Origin of the sequence: Dyadobacter sp. BE31 (assembly GCF_031457695.1) — a bacterium.
Classification (GTDB): domain Bacteria; phylum Bacteroidota; class Bacteroidia; order Cytophagales; family Spirosomataceae; genus Dyadobacter.
The window spans coordinates 308,713-334,724 of record NZ_JAVDXA010000008.1 but is presented as its reverse complement, the minus strand read 5'-3'; the positions used below and the strand labels follow the sequence as shown (position 1 = coordinate 334,724).

The following is a 26,012-nucleotide window of genomic DNA, read 5'->3' as shown; positions in this document are numbered from 1 at the left end:
TCAAAATGAAACAATGCAGTAATTTAAAAAATTATCCCAACATCCGCTTCACCTTATGCAGCCCCTGAACGAGCTTGTCGATCTCCTCGGTCGTGTTATAAACAGCAAACGACGCGCGTGAGGTTCCGGTAATACCGAAGCGGTTCATCAAGGGTTGTGTACAGTGGTGACCTGTGCGAACGGCAATGCCTTGCTGATCGAGCAGCACACCGATGTCCTGGTGGTGAATACCGTCGATCACGAATGAAAGCACACTTACTTTATCCTTCGCCTGGCCGATAATTCTGAGTCCGTCGATCTCTTTCACAGCTTCGGTAGCATAGGCCAGCAGTTCATTCTCGTAAGCGGCGATATTGGGTTTACCCAAAGCATCCACATAATCCAATGCAAATTTGGCTGCTACCACATCGGCAATGTTAGGGGTACCCGCTTCAAACTTGTACGGCAGCTCGTTATAGGTCGTTTTAGCGAAAGTCACTTCTTTGATCATCTCGCCGCCGCCACGGTAGGGAGGCATCGCATTGAGCAAATCGCGCTTGCCGTAAAGAATACCCATGCCGGTTGGGCCGTATATCTTGTGCAGGGAAAGCGAATAAAAGTCGCAATCCAGGTCTTGCACGTCGATTTCAATGTGCGAGCTGGCCTGCGCGCCGTCGATGAGCACTTTCGCGCCTACCGCGTGGGCTTTGGCGATGATTTCCTTGATCGGGTTAATGGTACCCAATGCATTGGAAACGTGCACTACCGATACGAATTTGGTTCTTTCAGTAAGCAGCTTCTCGTATTCGTCCATCAAAAGCTCGCCCTCGTCGTTGATCGGGATCACTTTCAAAATGCAGCCTTTCTCTTCACAAAGCATTTGCCAGGGCACGATGTTGGAATGATGCTCCATGGTCGAAATGATGATTTCGTCGCCTTCCTTCAAAAACTTGCGCCCGTAAGCAGATGCCACCAGGTTGATACCGTCGGTCGTTCCGTAGGTAAAAATGATCTCCTCGGGGTATTCCGCATTCAGAAAAGCCTGCAAACGCCTCCGCGACTGCTCGAATGCAGAGGTAGCTTTTTCGGCCAGATGGTGAATGCCGCGGTGGATATTGGCATTGTAATGCTCATAGTAACCCGACAGCGCGTCCAGCACCAGCCGTGGCTTCTGGGTCGTTGCAGCATTATCGAAATAGACGAGTTGTTTACCATTGACGACTTCGTTCAGGATCGGAAAGTCGCCTCTGATGGATGCGATATTGAGATTGTGGCTCATTGTGATTCGTCATTTAAGAAAAATACCCAACCCCAAAAATGGCGGTTGGGTACCAGGAAATGTATTAATCAGGGCCTGAAGACCCGTAAAAGCTATTTCGAAGCCAGCTTCTTGGTGATCACGTTTTCGAGGTATTCACGAACCGAGTCGATCTTGATCTGCTGAACCACGTCGGCACAGAATGCGAACATGAGCAGCGACATCGCTTCCGATTGCGAAATCCCCCGTGAGCGCATGTAGAACAATGCCTCTTCGTCGATCTGGCCGGTGGTAGTACCGTGCGAGCATTTCACGTCGTCGGCAAAGATTTCCAGCTGCGGCTTGGTATTCATCGTCGCGTCGGGTGACAAAACGATGTTTTTGCAAGATTGGAATGCATTGGTTTTCTGCGCGTCGGGGCGAACGAAGATCTTTCCGTTGAAAACACCTTTCGATTTATCGCGCAAAATGCCTTTGTAAAGCTCGTTACTTTCCGAGTTTGGCTTCTGATGGTCGGCCACAGTGTGGTTATCCACGTGCTGGGTGCCATCCGGGAAGTAAAGGCCGTACATATGCGCATCGCAATGCTCGCCGTCCAGGACGATGTTCAGGTTATTGCGCGTGAATTTGCCATTCAATGTCACAGTGCCTGCGTAGAAATGCGAGCGGTCGAGCATGCGTACCTGCGTAGTGCCGATGTGGTAGGCGTTCTCGCTCTCGTTCTGTACTTTATAGTATTGCACGTTCGCTTCTTCCGCTACCTGGATTTCAGTCACCGCATTGGTAAACGAGCGCTGGTCGCCCAATGTGCGGAACGCCTCTGCCAGTTTCACGTGCGCATTTTTACCCACAGAAATGATATTCCGCGGCTGGCTGCCCACATTCTTCTCACGCGCGTCGCTCACAAAGCGCAAAATAATCGGGTGCTCCACCGACTGGTTATCCGGAATATGGATAAACACGCCGTCTTGCGCGAATGCGGTGTTCAATGCCGTGAATGCATCGTTGGCGTCTTTGGTGAGCTCATTGAAAAACGAAGCAACTTTCGCGGGATCGTTTTTGTAAGCATCTGCCAGCGAGCTGATCGTGATCTGATCGACCGGCGAGATGATCGCCGACAACTGCTCATTGTAGCGGCCATTCACAAAATACAGGATATTAGCCTCCTGCTTGGGCACTTTCAAATCTTCCAGCTCGGCCAGGCCGATGGAGCTTTCTGCATTGAAATCGTAAGAAACACTGATCAGGTCTCTTACATTGCTATATTTCCACTCCTCGTGCTTGATTGAGGGGAAGCCTAATTGCTCAAAAAGGGCCAGTCCTGCGCGTTTTTTCTGGTGAAATTCAGAAGACGCCTCACCGTTCATCACCGCTTCACGGGCATGAAAATCAGTGATCAGTCTGGTTTTTAAATCTATGGTCTCGTTACTCATCGATAATGGGGTATGGTGCTGTATGGGGTTAAGTTTGGGATAGACGATGCGCCTTTTACTTAACCTACCGCTTCAACTTCCGCTTTGATCCAATCGTAACCTTTTTCTTCCAATTCAAGGGCAAGCTCCTTCGGTCCGGATTTGACGATGCGGCCTTTGTACAAAACGTGTACGTAATCCGGCACGATGTAGTCCAACAGACGCTGATAGTGCGTCACTACGATGGTTGAACGTTCCGGCGAGCGCAGCGAGTTCACGCCCTCTGCCACGATACGGAGCGCGTCGATATCCAGACCTGAATCTGTTTCGTCCAGAATCGCCAGTTTCGGTTCGAGTACCGCCATCTGGAACACTTCATTCCGCTTTTTCTCACCGCCGGAGAAACCTTCGTTCAATGCGCGTTTCAGCAGCGAGTCGTTCATGCTCACCAGTTTCGCTTTTTCACGCACCATTTTCAGGAACTGGGCAGCGTCCAGCGGGCTTTCGCCTTTATATTTACGGATTTCGTTAACAGCCGTTTTCAAAAAGTTGATGGTCGTAACGCCCGGAATTTCCACCGGATATTGGAATGCAAGGAAAATACCTTCGGCGGCTCTTTCTTCCGGCGCCATTTCAAGGATGTCTTTTCCGTCAAAAACTACATTTCCGCCAGTAACCTCGTACTCTTCTCTTCCTGCCAACACCGAAGCCAAAGTACTTTTACCGGAACCATTGGGCCCCATAATCGCATGCACTTCACCCGGCTTGACTTCCAGATTGATGCCTTTTAATATTTCCTTACCTTCAATGGAGGCACGCAAGTCATTAATAGAGAGCATAACTGATTTATACTTAAAAGATAGTTCGTGGTAATTTCCCGCAAAAGTAATACGCATTAGCCGTAAATGAAAATGAGCGTCAATGTCTTAAACTGCGGGACACTCATTTTGTACAACCTTTTTAAGAGCCAGGATGTTCCCGCCCAGGAGATATTTATGCCTTAAACGGTCAGAGAATAAACGGGTTGAAGAAAGGCCGGTTTTTAATTCGCCAAGAAACATTTACTTTGCGCCCCAGCGTTCCAAACACTTCATTTATGGCTATTAATCCGATATCCGGGTTTCCCGTCGGCGTATCCTCCGAAACCGACACCCTCAAAAGGCTTTTGATCCACAGCCCCGATCGTGGCCTGGGCAAAGTAGTACCCAGCAAGGCGCAGGACTGGCTTTTCGAGGACATCGTGCACCTGGACACCATGCGCAGAAAGGAGTATGATTATTATGTAAAATTGCTCCTGTACTTTCTGGATCCCGAAAAAATCAAGGGAAAACTCTCCGAAATCAACGACGATCCCACGCGTTCTTTCTTTATTCCCGGTACGGAGAAATACTTCGCTTCCGACCATGTGGTGGATATTCAGCGGCTGCTCGGGGACATTTTGGAAGACGCCAATATCCGCATTAAACTCACGGCCGCCATTTGCGGGATCGAGCGCTGCTCCTACCAGATCCAGGAAGAGCTGCATCGCTTCGATGCGCACGAGCTGGCCCGCATATTCATTTCAGGGTATTGCTCCGATAAAAGAATGCTCTTCGCTCCGCTGCCCAACCTGATTTTCACGCGCGACATCGGCATTGTGATCAACGACCATATTTTGCTCAACAAGCCCGCCAAAGCAGCCCGCACCAGAGAATCGATCCTGGCGCAGTTCGTATTCTTCTACCACCCGATGTTTGCCCATTTAAAACAAAACATCATTGAAATACCTGAAAACGAGCGGCATTTCCTGCTGCCCGACGACGAAAAAGCCAGCGACTACCAGCGCTGCACGCTCGAAGGCGGCGATGTGATGATGGTCGCCCCGGGGCATCTTTTGATCGGTTGCAGCGAGCGCACATCGATTTACGCCGCGCAGCAGGTAATGAAGATTTTGTTTGATAAAAATGTGGTTGAGAAGATTACCATTATCAAAATCCCTAAAAAGCGGGATTATATGCATATCGACACCATTTTTACACAGGTTAAAAAGGACGTTTGGGTACTGCTTAGCTCGCTCGCACGCGTAGGCGACGAGGCGCGCAAGAAAGATGTGCTGCATTTCTTTGCGCCGGTAGATGTAAACAAGGAGTTCAGGATACTGCAATTTGTGAAAGGCAATGAGCAGCTGCCGCGCGAAATCGAGAACCTGGAAGACCTGCTGACCGAAATCAGCCGCGACGATCTGGGCGTTACCGGCCCGGTCCGCTTTATTTACTCGGGTGGAAATGAATTCCCTTACGGCGAACGTGAGCAATGGACTGACTCCTGCAACCTGCTCGCATTGCGCGACGGCGTGGTGATCGGCTATGACCGCAACGACAAAACGCTCGAAGCGTTCAAAAAGGAAGGTTTTAAGGTGATAACCGCTAAAAGGCTGCTCGAAAAATTCGAGCACAACGAGCTGGCGCCCGAGGAGCTAACCGACACGTTTATTACACTGCCGTCGGCCGAGCTTTCCCGTGCACGCGGTGGGTCGCATTGTATGAGCATGCCGCTGCTGCGCGGGTAAGCATTACTGATTTTAGACTTGTAATCGAGCCGCCAGAATCGTAAATTGCATGTAAGGATAATACATGAGATTTTGTTCCGGAATACATTTCCAATAACCACCATATACTCCAATGCGCGTCATCACTTCATCCGCTCAAATCCAGCCGCAATCCACATGCCGGATCATGATGATCAGGCCCGTGCGGTTCGGTTTCAATGAGGAAACCGCCGAAAGCAACGAGTTTCAGCAGGAGTCGTTCGCGCAGCAAACCAAAGGCACAGCCCAGCAGACGGCCCGCGAAGAATTCGACCTGATGATCGACCAGCTCCAAAAAGCCGGTCTGGAACTGCATATTTTTGATGATACCGACGAGGTGGACCGCCCGGATGCTGTTTTTTCCAACAACTGGGTCTCCTTTCACCAGAGCGGCAAAGTGGTACTGTATCCGATGATGGCCGAAAATCGCCGTCTGGAACGCCGCAGCGACATTATCGAGTCGCTGGCCGGTGATTTCAAGGTCGAAGAGGTCATTGATTTAACGCATTTTGAAGCAGAGGGCAAATTCCTGGAAGGCACCGGCAGCATGGTTTTCGATCGGCGCTACAAGATCGCCTACGCCTGCCTGTCACCGCGCACGCATAAGGAGGTACTCGACGCGTTCGCCGACGCATTGGGTTACGAAATCATCACATTCTCGGCCTCCGACGAGCACGACAAGCCCATTTACCATACCAATGTGCTCATGTGTGTCGGCGACATTTTCGCCGTCGTGTGCCTGGAAGCCATTAAAGATCCCGACGAGCGGCTGATGGTCAGGTCCGTGCTCGAAGAGACCCACAAGGAAGTGATCGAAATATCGCTCGAACAAATGCGGCATTTCGCAGGCAATATGCTGATGGTACGCAACGGCAAAGGCGACAAGTTCCTTGTCATGTCCACACAAGCCTACGAATCGCTCACACCGCGGCAAAAGGACCGGCTCGACGATTATGCGCTGCTGCTACACACCGATCTCTCGGTGATCGAAGGCAACGGAGGCGGCTCCGCCCGATGTATGATGACTGAGATTCACCTGCCCGTCAGATAACAAAAAATGCTCCGAAAAAACCGGAGCATTTTTCATTTTCCATAACCCTCATCAATTTATTAGTCCTTCAAGTCGGCCTTCACTTTGGCGATTTTTTCCTTGGTGTTGGCCTTAAACTCGTCCCACTTGTCGGCCGTCTCGTTCTGGGCGCGTTTCCAGGAAGCCTGCAACTCTTCTTTTTCAGCATTCAGCTCCTTTTTGCGCTCCTGCCATTTGGCTTTTTCCTTGTCGGCGGCCTTGTCGATTTTGGCGTCGGCTTCTTCTATTTTACGGTCGATTTTACCGATCGCCTCGTCGATATCTTTCTTCAAATCGTCCTTATCTTGCTTCACTTTGGCCTCAAAATCATCCCCTGCTTCCTTGATATCGGCTTTGGCTTCGGCCACGTTTTCGTCCATATCGTTTTTAGCTTCCTCCACGGTCTCTTTCGCGGAGTCTTTTGTTTTGTCTGAACAGCTCGTCAGCGAAAGTGTACCGGCGAGCAGCAGAGAGGCGACAATCCAGGTGATCTTTTTCATGTTTTTGGGTATTAAAGTTGAATTCAGTTACTGTACGAATGCCATTGTCTGAGCAAAAATCTTACCAGCCCGCCAGGCGTATAGTCACGCATTTTTTGTAGAAAATTCTTCTCAGACCGCCGGAAGTCGTTGAACTTCGCACCAGACTACGCGGTTAAGCCGATGGTGAAGTATTGAAACTGTTGGCATTTATGATCAGCTTTGCATTTTATTGATATCCCCTAAACTCTTATGTTCAAAATCTCTATTACCGGCGTTCTTGCGGCTTTTATCATTTTCTACGATTCTGATCCGGCATCCGCCCAGAGCGATTCGCTGCAAGCGCGCGAGTTGCGCGAGGTAACCGTGCATGCATTTGAATCCGAAAAAGACCCGCTTACCACCACTGCAACCGTAGGAATGCTTACGCCGCGCTCGCTGGGCCGGTTTTCCAATTATACCTGGGCGAACGCGGTCAACACCATCCCGGGTGTGCGCATGGAAGAACGCTCACCGGGCAGCTACCGGTTTTCGGTCCGCGGAAGCCTGATACGCTCGCCATTTGGTGTACGCAATGTGAAATTCTACTGGAACGGCATTCCATTCACCGACGCGAGCGGTAATACCCCGTTGAATTCGGTCGATTATGGGGCTATCCAGAGCATGGAAGTGATCAAAGGGCCCGGCAGCAGCATTTACGGCGCTGGCACAGGCGGCGTGGTGCTCATGCAAAGCCGCCCGGACAACGAATTTCAGAACCGTGTGGAGCAGAGTGTGAGCTTCGGTAAATACGGCTTCCAGAGCCGGAACTCGACCTTGCAGGTCGGCGACATTTCCGTTCAATACGGCCATAGCGAGCAAGACGGCTACCGCAACCACAGCGGCATGGTGCGCGACGCGGTCCGGTTTACATCCACTTCGAGCATTGGAGAAAAGGGTACATTGTCGCTGTTGGGAATGTACTCGGATCTGTATTACCAAACTCCCGGAGGCATCAACCTTGCCCAATACCAGACGGATCCCAAGCTCGCCCGTCAGTCGACTGCGACCGTGCCGGGCAGCGAGGCCCAAAAGGCAGCGATTTATACCAGACTAGCGCTACTGGGCGGCAATTATGTTTTACCGCTATCTGACAAATGGACCCAGTCCACCGCATTGTACCTGACTTTTACCGATTTTGCCAACCCGTTCATTTCCAACTTCGAAAAAAGGGATGAAAATGGGATCGGAGGACGGAATATCTGGCAAAACAAGTCGGAATGGGGTAATGTGAAGACCAACTGGACGACTGGTTTCGAATGGCAATACGGCAAATCGGCGCAGCGGAATTACGATAACAAAGGCGGCGTTGCCGACAAACAGCAAACCGTAGAAGATATCCGCACCACCAACCTCTCCGTATTCAGCCAGCTGGAAGCAACTTTGCTCACCGACCTGACCCTGAGCGCAGGTTTGAGCTACAATACTTCGAAATACAAATACGAACGCTATTTCCCGCTCCCATTCAACAAAGATCAGAAGACTTTCGACGGCATATTCATTCCACGCTTCGCGGCTAACAAGGTAATTGCCGGCAACTGGTCGGTCACCGCCTCGTACAGCGGCGGGTTCTCCCCTCCTACTTTGCAGGAAGTGCGCCCGTCGGCGGGTGGTTTCCGGAAGGACCTGGAAGCTGAAAAAGGTAACAATACTGAAATCGGCATCCGGAAAGTCGGAAAAATCATTTCCGGGGAAATCAGCCTGTACCATTTCGGGCTGCGCAATGCGATCGTGCGCAGGCTCAACGAAGCAGGGGCCGAGTATTTTGTGAATGCAGGAAAAACCAAGCAGAACGGCGTGGAATGGAACATCAATTGGGACATCCTCTCCGATCCAAAACTACCCGTAATGCTCAAACTCTGGAACACGGGCACGTATACCAAATACACCTATGAAGAATTCCGGCAGGCCGACGCAGACCTGAGCGGGAAACTCATCCCGGGTATTCCGCGTTTCTCACAGTCGACAGGCCTGGATGTGCTGCTCAAATATGGCATTTCGGCATTTTTGACTTACCAGCATGGTGATTCGTTTTATCTGAATGATGCGAATACGGTTAAAAACACGGCTTACAGCCAATGGATGGCGCGCGTGAGCTGGAAGAAAAGCTGGGGCCAGCACTTTTACAGTGAACTGTCGGCCTCCGCAGAAAAGGTCAACGCGGGCATTTACAGCCTCGGCTACGACTTGAATGCATTCGGGAACCGCTATTACAATGGCGCGCCGAAAAACAACCTCTGGGCTGGCGTGAAGGTCGGCTGGGAGTGGCAGAAAAACTCAAAATAATGCATCTATACATCCATATCCCCTTTTGCAAACAGGCTTGCCACTATTGCGATTTCCATTTCAGTACCAACACCGCCAACAAACGTGCCGTGGTGGAGGCCATCGCGCGGGAAATCGTTCTGAGGCAGGCCTATTTGCCCGACGGGGATATGCAGACTATTTACTTCGGCGGAGGTACGCCCTCGATGCTCGATGAAGCGGAGCTGAATTTTCTGCTTGAAACCATTCACAGGCAATTTCGGGTAGCGCCCAATGCTGAGATAACGCTCGAAGCGAATCCGGACGATTTGAATGCGGCCACCCTTCAAATGTTTTCCCAAGCGGGCATTAACCGCCTTAGCATTGGGATTCAGTCATTTCATGAGCCGCATCTGCGTTTTATGAACCGCGCGCATTCAGCCCTCGAAGCAGAGCAATGCGTCAGGCTGGCCCAGCACGCGGGTATCGACAATATTTCCATCGACCTGATTTACGCGATACCTTCGGAGAATCACGCCATCCTGCAAAGCGACTTGTCCAAAGCATTTACACTGGGCGTCCCGCATATTTCGGCCTACTGCCTTACCATCGAGCCGCAAACCGCATTTGGCAGCTGGCTGAAAAAGAAGAAGATACAGCCGATCGAAGAAGAGTACGCGGCGCAGCAATTTGAAATACTCGTGGGCTCCCTCCGTGAAAATGGGTATGAGCAGTACGAAATCTCCAATTTTGCCCGAAACGGCCATTACAGCAATCATAACAGCTCTTATTGGAAACAACACCCCTACCTAGGCGTAGGCCCGAGCGCGCACTCCTACAATGGCGCGAGCCGCGAGTATAACATTTCCAATAATGCCAAATATCTCCAAGCAATTCAGAATAGCATCATTCCGGCCATGATAGAGACGCTTTCGCCTGCCGATCAGACCAATGAATACCTGCTAACGGGCCTGAGGACCAAATGGGGCGTGCAACTGCAAAAACTGGAAGTACTTTCGGCCGGCCGGTTCGCATTACAGGCCGGGGATGAGCTGGGAAGGATGACCCGGAAAGGCTGGATCAGGGAAGACGCGGGGATATTGCTACTTACCCAGGCCGGCAAGCTCTTCGCCGACCGCATCGCAAGCGATCTTTTTATTGACTAAAACAAATCGCCACACTGCAAGCAGCATGGCGATTCTCGTCTACCGGCCAGCGATAATTAACTTATACCAGCTCTGCGTTCAATGTGATTTCTGCATTGAGCAGCTGGGAAATGGGGCATTCCTTTTTCGCTTTGTCGGCAACCTGCGCAAACTGCTCGGCGCTGATACCGGGAACCTGTGCTTTCAGGTCGATAGCACTTTTAACAACCTGGCCTTTTGCAGGGTCCAGTGAAACAGTAGCGGTAGCATTCAGCTCGTCGGCAGTGAAACCGGCAGCATTCAGCTCGAAGCTCAGCTTCATGGCAAAACATCCGGCGTGTGCAGCGGCAACCAGCTCTTCGGGGTTGGTTCCCTTACCGTCCGCGAAGCGCGTGTTGAAAGAGTACTGGGTGTTTTCCAGAACTGTGCTCTGCGTGCTGATCGTACCTGTACCTTCCTTGCCGGTACCTTTCCAAATGGCTGTTGCTTTACGGTTAATCATCGTTGTTCCTTTTAATGTTGAATCCTAAATCGTTGTTTTCGGGAAAAGTAGCATGCAAACGATATCTACGCAAACAATCCCTGCATTAAAAACACAATAATTACTTACCGTCCTCTGTTCCAGTATGTGCCTCCCTGTGGTGGGCGGCACGGCGTTTTTTAGTTAACAAAGGTTAATGCCCGATCGGGATTTAAACTTTATAATTGCATCATCATCTAATCACAAATTTTTAACAGATTTCTCATTTTTCTCAACTCACAAGTCATGAACAGAAAACTCTTGCCCCTGCTGTTACTCGCTGTCCTTGCATTGTTCCAAAGCTGCCGCGGGCCAAAAGGCGATCCGGGGCCACAGGGAGGCGACGTGCTGGGAACAGCCTTCGACATCGTAAAAGTTGATTTCACTGCCGCCAACGAATACTCCTTTACCTTGAATTTCAAACAGCAGAAAATCGAGGTGTTGCCCTCGGATGCGGTGCTGGTGTATATGTACTGGAATGATGCGGGTGGTCTTAAAGCCTACCGCCCGCTCCCGCAGACTGCCTTCCTTACCAATCCTAACGGCATCATTACCTACAATTTCGACAGAACCGATGATGACATGATGATTTTCATGGACGGCAATGTGAATCTGGGCAACCTGGCTACCGACTGGACCCGCAATAATGAGTTCCGCGTCGTAGTAATACCTGCGGATTTTCTTAAAGGACGTGCCAATGCAGAAGTGGATCTGAAAAGCTATGAATCGGTGGTGAAGGTGTTCAACATCGACGAATCGAAAGTGAAGAAAATTTCAGCTCAATAAGGAAAAAGTTCCCGCGTTTTTGGGTTTCTGGAATAATTTTTATAAAATCCGGTAAAAATTACCGGATTTCTTTTTTCCCTACCGTATGAAAGTTGTTTTTAGCACACTGTTTACAGTTCTGGTCGCGGCGTTTGGATCACAAGCACAAACTTTTACCGAAGAGACTAATCAGTACAGAAATCATTACAAGGAGGAGTTTTTGCGCTCGGAGAACTCACCGCTCAAAGCAGCGGATCTTTCGTATTTGCAATTCTATGAGCCCGATTCCACCTACCGCGTGGTGGCCCGTTTCGAGAAAGCGAAAAGCAAATCCTTCGAAATGCCGACTTACAGCGGAATGAACAAGACCTACGTCAAGTACGGGGTATTGAAATTCAAGGTAAATGGCCGCAGACAAAAACTGACAGTGTACCGCAGCCTGAGCCTGCAACAACTTGCCAAATACAAGGATTATCTTTTTGTCCCTTTTAAAGACAAAACCAACGGCGATGAAACTTACGGCGGCGGCCGCTACATCGATCTGAAAACGACTGACCTCAAAGACGGAACCTGTGTACTCGATTTCAACAAGGCATACAACCCTTATTGTGCATACAGTAGCGGCTACAACTGCCCGATCCCTCCGCTGAACAACCACCTGGCAGTCGCGGTCACAGCCGGGGAAAAGAATTTCACCAAGCAGCATCACGAAGCGAGTATCAAATAGCCCCAACAAAAAAGGCCCGACTTTCAGCCGGGCCTTTTTTATGAATGCCGTCGATCAGGCTTTCAATATTTCTTTTTGCTTCAAAATCCGCTCGAAAACCTTAATGTCGTGCTCGGAAGTGAAAATATTGAATGGCAAATGCAGAAATTGTCCTTTTGAAATAACCAGTACATAAGCGTCCTTATCCTTGTAACCTTCCAGGATCTGCTCCCATTTCATCACGCTGCCTTCTTTCATATTGAGCTTCATGATGATCTGACGGTTGTCGATCTCATAAGAGAACTTCTCAAACATCGGCTTGTATTGTGCGAGCTGCGTGATGCCGGTGAACTGGATCAGCCAGAACAGCACATAAAGGATAGAAGCGACCACAACCGTGATGTAAATCCACAAATTGGGATAAATGCCTGTGAGGCTGATCACCGCATTGATCAAGATCAGGGCCACGGGTACCAGGACCCATTTGAGCTGCGTCTTGAAAAAGTAACGCATGGCCAGGGAAATGTATTTTTGGGTAGGTAAGGCGTACTTCTTGGTACGAACCGCGGCCGGGTTCGTAGGCATTTGATAGACGGGCTGGTGTTTGTTTACCGAAACTTTGGCCATAACTCTGTTTAAATTAACGATCTTCTCTCTTTGCGACGGCTCTTCGAAACGTGGCCGGGGCAAAATGAAGTGCAAAGTTAGAAAAAAGCGCCCGAGATATGAGAAAGGTCCTCAAATAAAAAACTGTTATGAGAATTTGGTGTAATTTGTCTTTACTAACTGCGTTGAACATTTGAAAACTGCCGTTTTGAAGCCATATTCGGCAACTGATCTTTGATACAAGACTATCCTAAGCTACATGAGTTTCCTTTTTCCGTCCTTCCTGTGGGGTTTGCTGGCGATATCGGTTCCGATTGCCGTACATATTTTCAATTTCAGGCGGACAAAAAGGGTATACTTCACCAATGTCGCATTTCTGAAAGCGGTTGAAACGCAAACCAAGTCCATCCGGCAGATCAAGCACTGGCTGGTGATGGCCGCGCGGATACTGGCAATTGCCTGCCTCGCGCTTGCGTTCTCCCAGCCGTTCATTCCCGCCGAAAGCAATGTGGCTGTCGACAGGCGCGGCATTACCAGCTTGTACCTGGATAACTCCCTGAGCATGGAAAGCGAGCTGAACAATAAGCGCTACCTTGATATTGCCACCGGCCGGCTGGGTGATCTTTTGGGATTATTCAAAAACGCGACCTCGCTGCAACTGGTGACCAACGATTTTTCTGCCCAGGAGCAAGGCCTCTACCCCGCCGAAAAGCTGCGTGACCGCCTGACGACCATCGGCCTTTCGGGCACACCACGCACGCTCGAACAGGTGTACAAACGCCAGGAAAACCTGATGGCCCGCCATTCCCAATCCGGTAAAAACCAGCTTTTCTGGTTCTCGGACTTCCAGAAAAGCACCGCCGGCGAGCTTTCGGCGATCCAAACCGACTCGACCAACCAGATTTTCCTCGTGCCTGTGCAGGCAGAAGCCGAAAAGAATGTATTTGTCGATTCGGCCTGGCTCAATACGCCCTTTATCCGTGAGCTTCAAAACAATATATTATTCGTAAAGGTGAGCAATTCCGGCAACCGCGAGGCCCGGAATGTAGTGCTCCGGCTGAGCCTGGATAATACCCAGGCCTCGACAGCTTCGGTGAATGTGCCTGCCAATGGCAGCGCGACGGCCAGGTTCAACTTCAACCTGAAAGGAAAGGGTTATAAAAAAGGACAGATCACATTCGATGACTTCCCGGTCACTTTTGATAACGACTACTATTTTGTCCTCAACGCGTCGCCCCTCATCCGTGTGCTGCACGTGTACGGGCAAAAGTCGGAAGGAAATTACATCGAGAATGTTTACGCCAACGACAGCCTTTTCACGCTGCAAAGTTACAGTGCCCAAAATGTGGACCCTGGCCTGATCAAAAACGCCGACCTGGTAGTGCTGGAAGGCGTGACGCAGCTCTCGGGTACCCTGCCGCAGGATTTACAAGACTTTGTACGGCAAGGCGGCAGCCTGGCGATCATTCCCCCTGCTGCACCTGCGGCCGACAGTTACGGACGTTTCCTGAGCGCGTTAGGCGTTAGCGGTCTCACGTCGGAGAAAGCCCAGGCTCCGCTCCCACTTGCCGTTCCCGACCGCAATAATCCGTTTTTCAGTGATGTTTTCGAGGAATCGATGCGCCAGGAAATGAATCTTAACCTGCCCAATGCGTTGCCTGTGTGGAGCTGGGCAAGCGCCGGGCAGCAGCTACTCACGATGCGCAACGGACAGACTTATCTTAATCAGCTACTGGCGGGCTCGGGAAAAACCTACCTATTTGCAGCACCTTTAAATCAGGAGAACGGCAATGTGGCCCAGCACGCCATATTTGTGCCGGTGATGTACAAAATTGCTGCTTCGAGCGTAAGGCAACAGCGGACCTCGTTCACTTTTGATGAAAATCCGATTAGTCTGACGGTCGATAAACCCAAGCCCAACTCTGTTTATAAATTAAGGCGGAATAAGACCGAGATAATCCCCGTGCAGCGCGTGGCGGGCAACCAGCTACTGCTCGAAATCCCTCAGGGCGACCAGGCGGCCGACGGACTCACAGCTGGTTACTTCGAGCTCGTGCTGGACAATAAAACTGAACAGATCATCGCCCTCAACCACAACCACGCCGAATCCAAGCTGCAATACTACACTCCCGACGAGCTGCGGGCTGCATTTTCCGGCAGAAAGAACGTCCAGGTCTTCGACCGCATCGACGACGATGCCTTCTCCACCGCATTCCAGCAGCAGAATATGGGGACCAACCTTTGGAAGTTCTTCCTTTACGCCGCACTGTTGTTTCTGCTGGTGGAAATCGGGCTGATCAGGTTTATGAAATAGTAGTTATTCTGCTGCCGGTACAATCCTTGGGTTAAATGCCTCACGGTTAAAGTGCATTTATATGCACTTTTCTTGACAAAAAAGGTGATTTCCATTATTTTTACACAAAAAAAGGCATTATAATGCACCTTGGAAGTATCATTAAGGAAAGACGAAAGAGTCTATACATTACGCAAGACACGCTTGCCGAGATTTCCGGCATTGGATTAAGAACTTTAAAGCAATTGGAATTAGACAAAGGGAATCCAACCCTGGACACACTGGAAAAAATCGCAAACGTGCTGGGAATGGAGCTGGTCTTCCAGGTAAAATCTATTAATGTACGCTCATGAGACAGGCCGATGTATTCTATAAGGGAGAGATTGCCGGCAGGCTGACCCAGCATGACGGCGGGAGTTTCAGCTTTGCCTACCAACCCGCCTGGGTAACAAATCCCAACAGGCCCTCTATCAGCCTAACCCTACCCAAATCGGCCAGCGAATATCATTCCCAAACCCTCTTCCCTTCGTTCATTAATATGCTGCCGGAAGGCTTCAACAAACATGTCATTTGCCAATCGCTAAAAATTGATCCCGATGACTATTTCGGTCTTTTGCTCAACGTGGCCGAATATGACACCATTGGCGCAGTTACCGTAAGACGCACGACCGATTCAGCATGAGCATACCCGCCATCAAATATTGTCCGGGAACACTTGCCGAAGGGAATCAGACTTACAGCAGAACTTCCCTGAAACGTATGTTCAATGGCGCAAAAGTGCGTCACATTTTGCCCTACGACGCGCCTGCCGCAGGCGGTTTTTTGAACACCGCGTTTGTCCGCGACCACATGAGGGTTTCCATCTCAGGAGTTCAGGAAAAGTTTTCTCTTATACTGGTCAAAAACAAATTGCGGCTAACAACCCAGGGAGAGCAAGGGACACATCTACTCAAACTGGCACCTTCGGTTGGAAATAACGCGGATCAAATGCCGGCAAACGAGCATTTGACCATGCAAATAGCGCGGCAGGTTTATAACATAGAAACCGCAGAGAATGGATTAATCTTTTTCCGTAATGGAGAAGCTGCCTATCTGACAAAACGCTTTGATATAAATCAAGACAATCAAAAGATTGCAGTCGAAGATTTTGCGGCATTGGCAGGCAGAAGTCCGCAAGCTCATGGAGAACAATATAAATATGAAGGTAACTATTTGCAGGCTTTCGATGTGATCAAGGCCTACCTGCCCATCTATATGCTCGAATCACTCAGATTATTTAAGCTATTGATTTTTAATTATCTGTTTTCCAACGGTGACGCGCATTTCAAGAATTTCTCCATAATCGAAACAAGCATGGGCGATTTCAGGCTCAGTCCCGCATACGATCTTTTAAATAGCCGCCTGCATGTGAAAGACTCGGATTTTGCCCTAACTGACGGCTTGTTACCCCGGCAACTAGCACAAGGCAGCATCGCAAAGCAGTTCTATACGCTCGGGCAGGAAGCCGGATTAACTTTAAAGCAGATCCAAGCGATTTTTAATACCATGCTTTCAAATACTAGAAAAGTGGAGACATTAATTGGCGCCTCTTTTTTAAATGACCGCTTAAAAAGAAGCTACCTGCAAGCCTACCAAAGCAGATCGAAAAAGCTGGCCAGGATTTGATTTAGCTCACTACTCCACCGCTCTTAGGTGTCTAAGGTCTGCTGTAACTACATCAACAGCTGACCTGCTGACATTTTCCAACCTGACATTTAGCTAACATTCCTTTTTTCTGACCCGTTTTTAAACCAATTTTGCGGGAAAATATCATTTCATAAATGCTCTCATCCCGAATAGGAATTCTTGGCGGCGGGCAGCTGGGGCTTATGCTGCTCCAAGCTGCTGTGGACTGGAACCTGGATATTCACGTACTCGACCCGGACGCCGAAGCGCCGTGCCGGAAAATAGCACCCCATTTCACCCAGGGCTCGCTGCAAGATTTTGACACCGTGTATAACTTTGGTAAAGATCTCGACGTGATTACCATTGAAATAGAAAAGGTAAATGTGCAGGCGCTCGAAGCGTTGGAAAAGGAAGGTAAAAAGGTCTATCCGCAGCCTTCGGTGATCCGCCAGATACAAGACAAACGCATTCAAAAGCAGTTTTACGCAGAAAAACAGCTTCCTACCGCGGAATTTATCCTGACCGAAAACCGCCAGGATGTTGCCAACTACATTTCATTTCTACCCGCATTTCATAAACTCGGGAAAGACGGCTACGATGGTCGCGGAGTGCAGCGGCTGACGTCGGCAGCCGACCTCGACAAGGCGTTTGACAAACCGGGTTTGCTAGAAAAAGCGGTCCCGTTTGAAAAAGAACTGGCAGTGATCGTAGCGCGTAATGCCAACGGCGAAGTAGCAACATTTCCGACTGTGGAAATGGTATTCCATCCTGAGGCTAACCTGGTAGAATACCTTTTCGCGCCGGCGGAAATCAGTGGCGAAGTAAACGCCAAAGCACAAGAAATTGCCCGCAAAACGGCCGAAGCGTTCCAGATTGTAGGGCTATTGGCCGTGGAGCTGTTCCTTACACCGGAGGGTGAAGTGCTGATCAACGAAGTAGCTCCGCGGCCTCACAACAGCGGCCACCACACCATCCGCGCCAACGCCACTTCACAATATGAGCAGCATTGGCGGGCGATCCTTAACCTGCCGCTAGGCAGCACGCATGCCTACGGGCCGTCGGCAATGGTGAACCTGCTGGGCGAGGATGGTTATGAAGGTCCGGCGGTGTACGAAGGAATGGAGAAATTGCTTGCAACGCCCCAGGTGTTTCCGTTCCTTTACTGGAAAGCGATCACCAAGCCGTTCCGCAAGATGGGCCATATCACGATCATGGATGCAGATATCGCTTCGCTCAAAGCCAAGGCGGATTTCGTCAAAAACAATATTAAAGTAATCAGTCACAAAACCAAGTAAGACACATTAATGGTAGGGATTATCATGGGCAGCCTTTCGGATAGAAAGGTAATGCAGCTGGCCGCAGACGCATTGACCGAACTGGGCATTTCATATGAAATGGAGATTGTATCGGCGCACCGCACGCCTGAGCGTATGCTCGAATACGCAGCATCGGCGCGCAGCCGCGGGTTGCAGGTGATCATCGCAGGCGCGGGCGGAGCCGCCCATTTGCCCGGCATGGTAGCTTCGCTGACATCGCTTCCGGTGATCGGGGTGCCGGTTTTGTCGAGCAATTCGATAGACGGCTGGGATTCGGTACTTTCGATTCTGCAAATGCCTGCCGGTGTTCCTGTTGCCACCGTAGCGCTGGATGGCGCGAGAAATGCCGGAATCCTCGCTGCGCAGATCATCGGAGCAAGTGACGCGGAGGTTGCAAAAAGGCTTGACGCATTCAAAGAGAGCCTGAAAGAGAAAGTTGCGGTGATGAACGAGGAATTGAAAAATCAACTTGGAAACTAGGTTGTCTTTATTATTTTCGTAGAAAATTAACTCCACTAAAAAATAGAATCCGGCCAGGTTATGGAAGACGAATTCCCGAAAAAAAGAAATATCCGTCCCACTGAAAAGTCGAATCTGCCCATTGTCACATTGCTCGTATTGGTATTGCTGGTACTCGCAATGCTCTATGTCGGCTACGAATATATTTCTGACAGCTCTTCCAGCTCCGAAGAACTCACATCGGTAGTCGTCGATTCGACCCTGGAGGAAACTGCCACCGAACCGGTGAGCGATGAGCCTGTGCCTACCGAGGAGCCGGCCGAAGAAAAGAAACCTGAGCCGGTAAAAGAAAAGACCGAAGAACCAAAAAAAGAAGAGAAACCTTCAATCTCGGCTTCATCTATTGGCGGAGAGCAAATCACACATACTGTTCAAAGCGGAGAGACATTTTCGAGCATCGCTTCACGCTACAACCTCAAAACAGAAACCTTGCAAGGCCTTAATTCTTCTGTTTCCGACGTAAAAGCAGGCGTTACCAAGCTGAAAATACAAGTAAAAGCGGTTCACACCGTAGGCCCGGGCGATGTACTTCGCGTGGTGGCCAGCAAATACGGCATTACCAAAGAAGCGCTGATGAAAGCCAATGGCAAAACCCGCGACTTCTCCGAAAGGGGCGAAAAACTGATCATCCCTTTCCCGGATAAAAAATAGCATTCAGGTATTTCCCAATAGCAAAGAATCCCGGAGCCAACCGCCCCGGGATTTTCTTTGCACTGACTTGAAGGGTTTAATGCCTAGTTGTTGAAACCCCGGCCACCACCGCCACCTTGTTCACGGTCGCCGCCCATTCCGCCGCCGCGAGGGAAGCCCGCTCCGCCGTCAAAATCACGTCTTCTGTACCCGTCGCCATTGTTGGAAGGCATCTTGCCGAAGTTTCTCAAAGTGTAAGTGAATGTGAGCATAGCGTATTGTGTGAGCACGCGGTTGGTGACGTCCTGCACATAAGTTTCGGTTACATTGCGGGTAATGCTGTTGTTCTGTTTCAAAATATCGAAAACAGTCAGTTTCAGCTCCCCTGCATTGTTTTTAAGGAATTTCTTACCGACGCTGGCATTCCATAGTGTAAAATTCTGGTTGTAGCCCGCGCCCAGTCCCCGGTATGACTGATTGTTGATATCGCTTTGGAACACAAATCCTTTGCCGAATATCCAGTTCACGCGGCCGGTAATGCCCTGGGTGTAGTAGTTGTTATTCAGATTGGGCTGGATACTGTTGCGCACCACATTGTAGTTACCCGAATAAGAAACTGTAAAATCGAGTTTGTCGCTGATATTGCTGCTCACCACCAGGCCTTGTGAAATCGCGTAAGTGTTCGAATAGTTAGGCACGTTGTTGATCATACCCGGCGAGCGCACATAATTGAATCCGGTCGTCACGTTCAAATTCAGCTTCAATGGCGCAATCGGCTTTCCGTAGGCGAAGAACGAGCGTGCGTTCCAGCTACCGTCCACGTTGATCGGCGCGGTGAACTTGGCCCCTCTTTCAAGGAACAGCCCGTTGGGCAAGGTCTCTGGTTTCTGCGCGATGTAGGTCGAATTAACAATCGCATTATTGGTCTGCGTTACAAAAATCATCGCGTTCAGGCTGTAAGGTCTCTTCGCGCCTGTCAGCGAGTAGCGAACGTTGACCATATTGCGGTATTCCTGTTTCAGATCGGGGTTACCGGCTGTGAGCGACAGCGGGTTACTGTTGTCGACCACGTTCTGCAACTGCGAAATCGACGGCTGGTTGGTCGAGCTCCGGAAAAACGCCCGGAATTGCGCGCCTTCTTTCGAACGGTAGTTTACCATGAAATTGGGGAGAATATTGGTAAAGGACTGGTCGACTTTGTTGTTAACCGGCGCCAGTTGCTGACTGTACAACCCTGTGTTCTGAAAATCGAGACCCAGGTTGGCCGACCAGCTGTTTTTCCGGTAACGGTATCCCAAACCTGCGCGGTTGGTGATGTACCGGTTATCAAAATTATTGGTCAAAAGCGAATCCAGGTCCGAATACGTGCCGTCATCATAGCTCATATTGTAGGTATCCTTATTGGAATTGCTGTTCTGGATCGTAAGGCCATAGTTGAACTGCAACTGGCCGGTGGTGCTGACCGGCTCGGTGTACACCAGGTTTCCGCCTAATGTAATGCCATCCGAATGCGTGAAACTGCGCTGATCGATCGTGTCACCCCGCATCACGGTGTCGCCCAATGCCAGGTTATCAAAATAGGTGTTTCTCGAATACAGGTCGCGGCGGCCATTCTTATCATTCACCTGGGTGTTGAAGTTGAATGAAACCGTACGGCCCTTTTTCTCGAATGCGTGACGGAACAGAATATCGTTCGAGAAGTTGTAGCCTTTGTTGACATTGCCCTGGCTGTTGTCGGAGCTATTGACATTGCTGCCATCGGAAGCCAATGTTGTCAGCCCGGTCTTCACACTTCCTGAATGGTTATCCTGGAAACTTAGCCGCGGCGTGATAATGAGCGAGTTTTTAGGATCGATATTGTACTCGATCCGGAAGTTCAACCGGTGATTGGAATTGGTCGTATTGGTCCGGCTGTTTTCATTGTAAAACTGGTTGCTAGTGGCACCTTGCAGAAAATACTCCTGCGAAAGGCCCTGCACGTTGCTGTTGCTGGTTCTGTTGAAGAAATAGCTGCCGCTTACGTCGAGTTTCTTGCCTATTTTATTGGAATAATTCAAACCAAACGAATTGGTACCGGTGATCCCGCTCTGGTTGCCCACCAGGAAGTTACCCGCAGAGCCGCCACCACCGCCACGGTTACCACCTCCACCACCGCCGGAGACGCCCAGCAAATCCTGGCTCGAAAAGTTCTGATTGTTGATATTGTTGCTCAGCCCGATAACTGATATACGCTGGTTGCCTTTGAAAAAACTTACATTTCCACCGGCCTGATAGCGATCATCGAGACCGTATCCGGCGAAAACTTTTCCAAACTGCCCCATACGTTTATCGGCCTTGGTGACGATATTGATCGTTTTCTGCGCATTACCATCGTCAAAACCGGTGAATTGCGCCTGATCGCTCAGCTTATCGAAAACCTCGATTTTGTCTACAACTTCTGCGGGAAGGTTTTTGAGGGTTAGTGCGGCATCGTCTCCGAAGAATGGCTTGCCATCTACCAGAACCTTATTAACCGTCTCTCCATGAGCCGTTACCGTTCCGTTTGTGACGGTGATACCCGGCATTTTCTGGATCAGGTCTTCGGTCGTAGCGTCGGGGTTTGTTTTAAATGCGGCTGCGTTGAACTGCGTAGTATCGCCTTTCTGTTCCATGGCAGTCACCTGCCCTACCACTTTCACCTCTTTCAGATTTGCCACCGCTTCTGTGAGGGTAATAGTCCCAAGATTTTCGATGTCCTTGGTAACGGTAACGGTGCGGGTGAAATCTTTGTAGCTTAAATAGGAAACCTTCACCAGGTAAGAAACCTGCTTGGCAAGGCCGGTAAAAGTGAATTTCCCGTTTACGTCCGTAGTCACATATTCCGGCTTGGCATCGGGGGTGTTGCGGCTCACGGCCACATAAGCGCCTACTACCGCCTGGCGGCTCACGCTATCGACTACGCTGCCGGTGATTTGAGCATTCTGTGCGAAAGCCGGAGCTGCCAAACCGGCGAGCAGAAGGACGATGAATGTAAATCTGTTCATGACTTGTAAAGGTTTATTGCTGGTTAGAGCTCCCTTTGTTACCAAAGTTTAATGCGTTCCGGCAATAAACCTTTACAATCGACAGTATCCGATATTTTAATAGACCAACAGGCAATTTTCGCCGACGAATCGGCGGTGTGTCAATTGGTCAATATGCCACTATTTGAGCCATTCTCCCAGCAAGCCCTTGTAACTGGCCAAAAACCGCTCATAGGCTTTTTCCAGCGCCGGCAGCGCCTCGGCAAGCGTACTTGTATCGTCGGATTTGAGCCGCCACTCGGCATCCCGCGCAATTTCGGCTACTTGCGAAACGCCCACGGTACCACCACTACCTTTTAATGTATGCAGGTTGCTCTTCACGGTTTTGATATCCCCGTTTTTGTAGGCCTCTAATGCACCTGCGACCAGCTCATCGGATTCGCCCACAAAATCCTCGAACACCGACCATACCAGCTCAGCGCCGCCTATTCCGGCTAACTGATCAATGATTTCCTTATCGAGCACCGGTACCATCGCTTCTTGGGCGATTTCCTTCTGCTTTTGTTCGAGTTTGCGGTTTTCCAAATTGCCCATCAATTCCTTCACCTTCTGCACCAGCGTCTGGGCGCGTATGGGCTTGGCAATGTAATCGTCCATGCCCTGGCTCATAAACCGGTCACGGTCCTCTTTCATCGAGTAGGCTGTCATGGCTACAATCGGCGGCAGGCCTTTTGAGAACCGCTTTTTCAGCTCCTGGGTCGTCTCTACCCCATCCATATCCGGCATTTGGATATCCATAAAAATGATATCATAGCCTTTCTCATCGGAATGGTACCTTTTCTCCACCATTTCGATCGCCTTGAACCCACTTTCGGCCAGGTCGGTTTCACAACCCGATTTTTTAAGGATTTCATTGGCCACTTTCCGGTTCACCGCATTGTCATCGACAAGCAGGATCAACGGGTGGTAATCGTTGAAGACATCCTCGATTGGTGTATCTTCCTGCTGGATGATCGTGCTCACCTGCGCAATCGAGGTTTCCTTCGTTTCAAAAGTGAACCAGAAGGTGCTTCCCTCTCCGAGCGTCGATTCGACGCCGATTTCACCGTTCATCAACGCGCAAAGCTGTTTGGAAATGGCCAGGCCAAGCCCGGTGCCGCCAAACGATTTACGCGAGGAGTTATCGAGCTGGGTAAATGAGGTAAACAGAATCTGCTTGTCGGTAGCACTGATACCGATGCCCGAATCCTGCACTTCTACTTTGATTTTGTGGAATAGCCCTTCCTTTTTCTGCAATGTGAGAAACACCTTCACAGAGCCGTTCTCGGTGAATTTCAATGCATTGGATGTCAGATTGGACATAATCTGCAACAACCTGGTCTGGTCCGCAATGATGAATTTGGGAATATCCGGCCCGATGTGGTAAGTGAGCGTATTGCCTTTGCTTTTTGCGGTCTGCCCGAAAAGTGAAACCAGTTTGAGCAGCAATTCCTCGACCGCTATCGGCGCCTCGTGCAGCTCCATTTTGCCCGCCTCGATTTTTGAAAGATCCAGAATATCGTTCAAAATGTTCAGCAGCGTTTCCGACGACCGTTTGATAGTCAATACATAATCCTTTTGCTCGGTATTGAGCGGTGTCTCACCCAATAGATCAATCATACCGATCACCCCGTTCATCGGCGTGCGGATTTCGTGGCTCATATTCGCCAGGAACCCTTCTTTCACCTTCAGTGAACGTTCGGCGTGCTCCTTGGCTTTCAGCAGTTCGAGCTCGTTTCGTTTCAGCTCGGTAATGTCGCGGGCAAGCACAGCTACTTCGGTCGGTTTACCTTTGTCGTTGGTAAACATCAGCATGTTGATCATAAACTGACGCTCCGTGCCGTCCTTGCGGTACATTGTGATCTCGAAATTCCGCAGACTTTTGGTTTTCCGCAGCCGTATCAATGCGGAATGAATGCGCTTCTTGTCTGCAAAAAACTCGGTAACCCTGTGTCCGATCACTTCTTCCGGCAAATACCCCAGCCTTTTCAGCACCGACTGGCTGATCATCGTGATCTCGCCCATGCGGTTGATCCGGCAATAAATATCCTGCAAGTTTTCAAAAATGCCTCGGAAAAGCTCTTCACTATGCCTTAGCGAAAGCTCGGCTTCCTTACGCCGCGTAATGTCGCGGGCGATACCGGACACCTCTTCGATCACGCCGTCGGCATAATGGATCGGATTCAGGTAAAATTCCAGCCACATTTCACCCGCATCTTTCCGGTCGATTTTGAATTCGAAATACTGCGGCTCACCGCGTAGCGCCTGACGGTATTTGGTTTCGAGCGTCCGCCGGTTGCTATTGCCGACCATCCGCCATCCGAATTTCTCGGCGCTGGATTGCAGCGAAGGCCTCACACCGAGCTGATTATGAATCAGATCGGCATAATTTCTATTGAATGAGGTGAGTTGCAGCGATTTGTTGACCGACCAGATCAAATGCGAACTGCTGTCGAAAATCGCGTTCAAACGCGCCAGGTATTTGCTCAGTTCCTCTTCGCTTTGCTTACGCGCGATCGCCATCGCCACCTGACCGGAAATGAATTCCAGCAATTCAAGGTCGCGTGTATCGAACATATTAGGATCATCGTAGGATTTCACCCCGATAATCCCGGTCACCCGGTCGCCTATACGCAAGGGCACGCACAGGAGAACTTTCGGCGTGACGCCGTACAAGTACAAGCTGTTCGTTTTGGCGAGCTTCTCAATGTCCTTGTCGGAAAGGAACAGCGGCTTATTAGAAGCAATCGCATACTCCGTCAGACCATTGCCCAGTTTCCGTTTGGTAAACCGGACATTACCTTTGAAATACTGGTCTACATAATACGGGAAGTAAATGTAGCTCTTGCTGGGGTCGTATAATGCGATAAAGAAGTTCCTGACATCAATGATCTTGCCCAACTCGTCGTGAATACCGTGGTAAAATTCGTCGAGGTTTTGCGTATTGACCGTCCAGTTGGCAATGCTGTAATACAGGTTCTGCGCCTTTTCAGCCCTTATTTTTTCCGTAAAATCATTTAAAATACAGCGGAATGCGGTCGGTTTGCCATTGTCGAAACGGCAGTTCACACTACCGGCTACAAATACCTTTTTCCCGTCACGGTTCATAAAAACCGCCTCGAAACTCGGATTGGCAATGCCTTGCTCGATCCGTTTAAGCTGTTCGAGCGCTTCTTCCTTATGCTGCGGGTGCAGAATGTCCTCCATTCGCATGGAAGCGATTTCATCCAGCCCGTAACCCAGGACTTCACGCCAGGCCTTGTTCACAAATATGAATTTACCGTCGATCGCCACCAGCTGGATCAGGTCGCTGGTGTTATCCACCAGATCCTGCAACTGCGAATTGGATTTGGCAATAGCCGATTCCATTCTCCTGCGGCGGGTAATATCATCACCAACTAGCGTAATGCATTCTACCTCATCATTTTCCTGGTGCATCAGCACCGAATTGATCGAGAAAGTACGCAGCGTCCCTTTCTGAGCGAGGAACGGCACTTCGCGTTGTTCAAGTTTACGCTTTCCCTGGATACCCTCTTCGAGCATTTGCCGCACCTCGTGCTCCTCTTCCTTTGGTATCAACTTATCGAATATGCTGAAACCCACCAGGTCCGACTCGTGCCAGCCGGTTTTCATCAAGGCGTGCGGGCTTACGCTGCGAATCGTAAAATCGGGTGAAAAGGTAATTCCGATCAGGTTTAAATGCTGAAGTGTGTGGTGAATAGTCTGCCAGTCGGTTTGGGATAAAATCAGTTCCATGGGT

General features: G+C 49.9%; 21 protein-coding genes. 13 read left to right on the top strand and 8 right to left on the bottom strand.

Translation table 11 applies throughout. The features are described 5' to 3' along the window. Positions 1-31 precede the first annotated feature (31 nt). The 3 genes from J2Y43_RS31335 to sufC all read right to left on the bottom strand — a co-directional run bounded on the left by J2Y43_RS31335 (position 32) and on the right by sufC (position 3,488). Positions 32-1,258 carry a cysteine desulfurase gene (locus J2Y43_RS31335; RefSeq protein ID WP_309992130.1) on the bottom strand — a complete coding sequence of 409 codons (1,227 nt, stop codon included), beginning with the start codon at positions 1,256-1,258 and terminating at the stop codon, positions 32-34. A 92-nt stretch (positions 1,259-1,350) separates the two neighbouring features. Beyond that, the gene (gene sufD / locus J2Y43_RS31330; protein ID WP_309992127.1) at positions 1,351-2,670 is read right to left on the bottom strand and encodes a Fe-S cluster assembly protein SufD; all 1,320 of its coding nucleotides are present in this window, start codon (positions 2,668-2,670) and stop codon (positions 1,351-1,353) included. A 59-nt stretch (positions 2,671-2,729) separates the two neighbouring features. Further along, complete coding sequence (gene sufC, locus J2Y43_RS31325; RefSeq protein ID WP_223400430.1) at positions 2,730-3,488, bottom strand: Fe-S cluster assembly ATPase SufC; 759 nt, start codon at positions 3,486-3,488, stop codon at positions 2,730-2,732. A gap of 257 nt (positions 3,489-3,745) precedes the next feature. Here sufC and J2Y43_RS31320 point away from each other — a divergent pair, with 257 nt between their 5' ends. Both J2Y43_RS31320 and ctlX read left to right on the top strand, forming a co-directional pair. Continuing rightward, complete coding sequence (locus J2Y43_RS31320; protein WP_309992124.1) at positions 3,746-5,197, top strand: arginine deiminase family protein; 1,452 nt, start codon at positions 3,746-3,748, stop codon at positions 5,195-5,197. Between the two features lie 112 nt (positions 5,198-5,309). After that, positions 5,310-6,266 (top strand): citrulline utilization hydrolase CtlX, encoded by a 957-nt coding sequence (ctlX, locus tag J2Y43_RS31315; protein WP_309992121.1) that lies wholly within the window; start codon positions 5,310-5,312, stop codon positions 6,264-6,266. 59 nt (positions 6,267-6,325) lie between these two features. Here ctlX and J2Y43_RS31310 read toward each other — a convergent pair whose 3' ends face one another. Next, the gene (locus J2Y43_RS31310) at positions 6,326-6,784 is read right to left on the bottom strand and encodes a hypothetical protein (RefSeq protein ID WP_309992118.1); all 459 of its coding nucleotides are present in this window, start codon (positions 6,782-6,784) and stop codon (positions 6,326-6,328) included. Between the two features lie 231 nt (positions 6,785-7,015). Here J2Y43_RS31310 and J2Y43_RS31305 point away from each other — a divergent pair, with 231 nt between their 5' ends. Next, complete coding sequence (locus J2Y43_RS31305) at positions 7,016-9,088, top strand: TonB-dependent receptor domain-containing protein (RefSeq protein WP_309992116.1); 2,073 nt, start codon at positions 7,016-7,018, stop codon at positions 9,086-9,088. Further along, positions 9,088-10,212, top strand: a complete 1,125-nt coding sequence (gene hemW, locus J2Y43_RS31300; RefSeq protein ID WP_309992112.1) for a radical SAM family heme chaperone HemW — start codon at positions 9,088-9,090, stop codon at positions 10,210-10,212. The genes J2Y43_RS31305 and hemW overlap by 1 nt, the downstream gene beginning before the upstream one ends. A 61-nt stretch (positions 10,213-10,273) precedes the next feature. Here hemW and J2Y43_RS31295 read toward each other — a convergent pair whose 3' ends face one another. Beyond that, complete coding sequence (locus J2Y43_RS31295) at positions 10,274-10,693, bottom strand: OsmC family protein (protein WP_106598032.1); 420 nt, start codon at positions 10,691-10,693, stop codon at positions 10,274-10,276. Positions 10,694-10,957: 264 nt separating this feature from the next. On the opposite strand from J2Y43_RS31295, the gene J2Y43_RS31290 reads away from it, so the two are divergent. Beyond that, entirely contained in the window at positions 10,958-11,497 is a 540-nt protein-coding gene (locus tag J2Y43_RS31290) for a hypothetical protein (RefSeq protein ID WP_309992106.1), read from the top strand. 85 nt (positions 11,498-11,582) lie between these two features. After that, a complete protein-coding gene (locus J2Y43_RS31285; RefSeq protein ID WP_309992103.1) occupies positions 11,583-12,203 on the top strand; it encodes a DUF1684 domain-containing protein in 621 nt (206 codons plus the stop codon). A gap of 54 nt (positions 12,204-12,257) precedes the next feature. Here the strand turns inward: J2Y43_RS31285 and J2Y43_RS31280 are convergent, their stop codons facing one another. Next, the gene (locus J2Y43_RS31280; protein WP_223400420.1) at positions 12,258-12,809 is read right to left on the bottom strand and encodes a YcxB family protein; all 552 of its coding nucleotides are present in this window, start codon (positions 12,807-12,809) and stop codon (positions 12,258-12,260) included. A 238-nt stretch (positions 12,810-13,047) separates the two neighbouring features. Between J2Y43_RS31280 and J2Y43_RS31275 the strand changes: the two genes are divergently transcribed. The 7 genes from J2Y43_RS31275 (at position 13,048) to J2Y43_RS31245 (ending at position 19,232) form a co-directional block, all read left to right on the top strand. After that, positions 13,048-15,102: a BatA domain-containing protein gene (locus J2Y43_RS31275; RefSeq protein WP_309992099.1), complete on the top strand. Its 2,055-nt coding sequence runs from the start codon at positions 13,048-13,050 to the stop codon at positions 15,100-15,102. A gap of 122 nt (positions 15,103-15,224) precedes the next feature. Beyond that, a complete protein-coding gene (locus tag J2Y43_RS31270; protein WP_309992096.1) occupies positions 15,225-15,434 on the top strand; it encodes a helix-turn-helix transcriptional regulator in 210 nt (69 codons plus the stop codon). After that, entirely contained in the window at positions 15,431-15,763 is a 333-nt protein-coding gene (locus J2Y43_RS31265) for a HipA N-terminal domain-containing protein (RefSeq protein ID WP_309992093.1), read from the top strand. Before J2Y43_RS31270 ends, J2Y43_RS31265 begins: the two co-directional genes overlap by 4 nt. After that, a complete protein-coding gene (locus J2Y43_RS31260; protein ID WP_309992091.1) occupies positions 15,760-16,746 on the top strand; it encodes a HipA domain-containing protein in 987 nt (328 codons plus the stop codon). The genes J2Y43_RS31265 and J2Y43_RS31260 overlap by 4 nt, the downstream gene beginning before the upstream one ends. A gap of 155 nt (positions 16,747-16,901) precedes the next feature. Beyond that, a complete protein-coding gene (locus J2Y43_RS31255) occupies positions 16,902-18,041 on the top strand; it encodes a 5-(carboxyamino)imidazole ribonucleotide synthase (protein ID WP_309992088.1) in 1,140 nt (379 codons plus the stop codon). Between the two features lie 9 nt (positions 18,042-18,050). Further along, positions 18,051-18,542: a 5-(carboxyamino)imidazole ribonucleotide mutase gene (purE, locus tag J2Y43_RS31250; protein WP_309992084.1), complete on the top strand. Its 492-nt coding sequence runs from the start codon at positions 18,051-18,053 to the stop codon at positions 18,540-18,542. 60 nt (positions 18,543-18,602) lie between these two features. Beyond that, positions 18,603-19,232 (top strand): LysM peptidoglycan-binding domain-containing protein, encoded by a 630-nt coding sequence (locus J2Y43_RS31245; RefSeq protein WP_309992081.1) that lies wholly within the window; start codon positions 18,603-18,605, stop codon positions 19,230-19,232. Between the two features lie 83 nt (positions 19,233-19,315). On the opposite strand, the gene J2Y43_RS31240 is transcribed toward J2Y43_RS31245, so the two are convergent. Continuing rightward, positions 19,316-22,234 (bottom strand): TonB-dependent receptor domain-containing protein, encoded by a 2,919-nt coding sequence (locus J2Y43_RS31240; protein ID WP_309992078.1) that lies wholly within the window; start codon positions 22,232-22,234, stop codon positions 19,316-19,318. 159 nt (positions 22,235-22,393) lie between these two features. After that, the gene (locus tag J2Y43_RS31235) at positions 22,394-26,008 is read right to left on the bottom strand and encodes a PAS domain S-box protein (RefSeq protein ID WP_309992075.1); all 3,615 of its coding nucleotides are present in this window, start codon (positions 26,006-26,008) and stop codon (positions 22,394-22,396) included. Between the last annotated feature and the right edge of the window lie 4 nt (positions 26,009-26,012).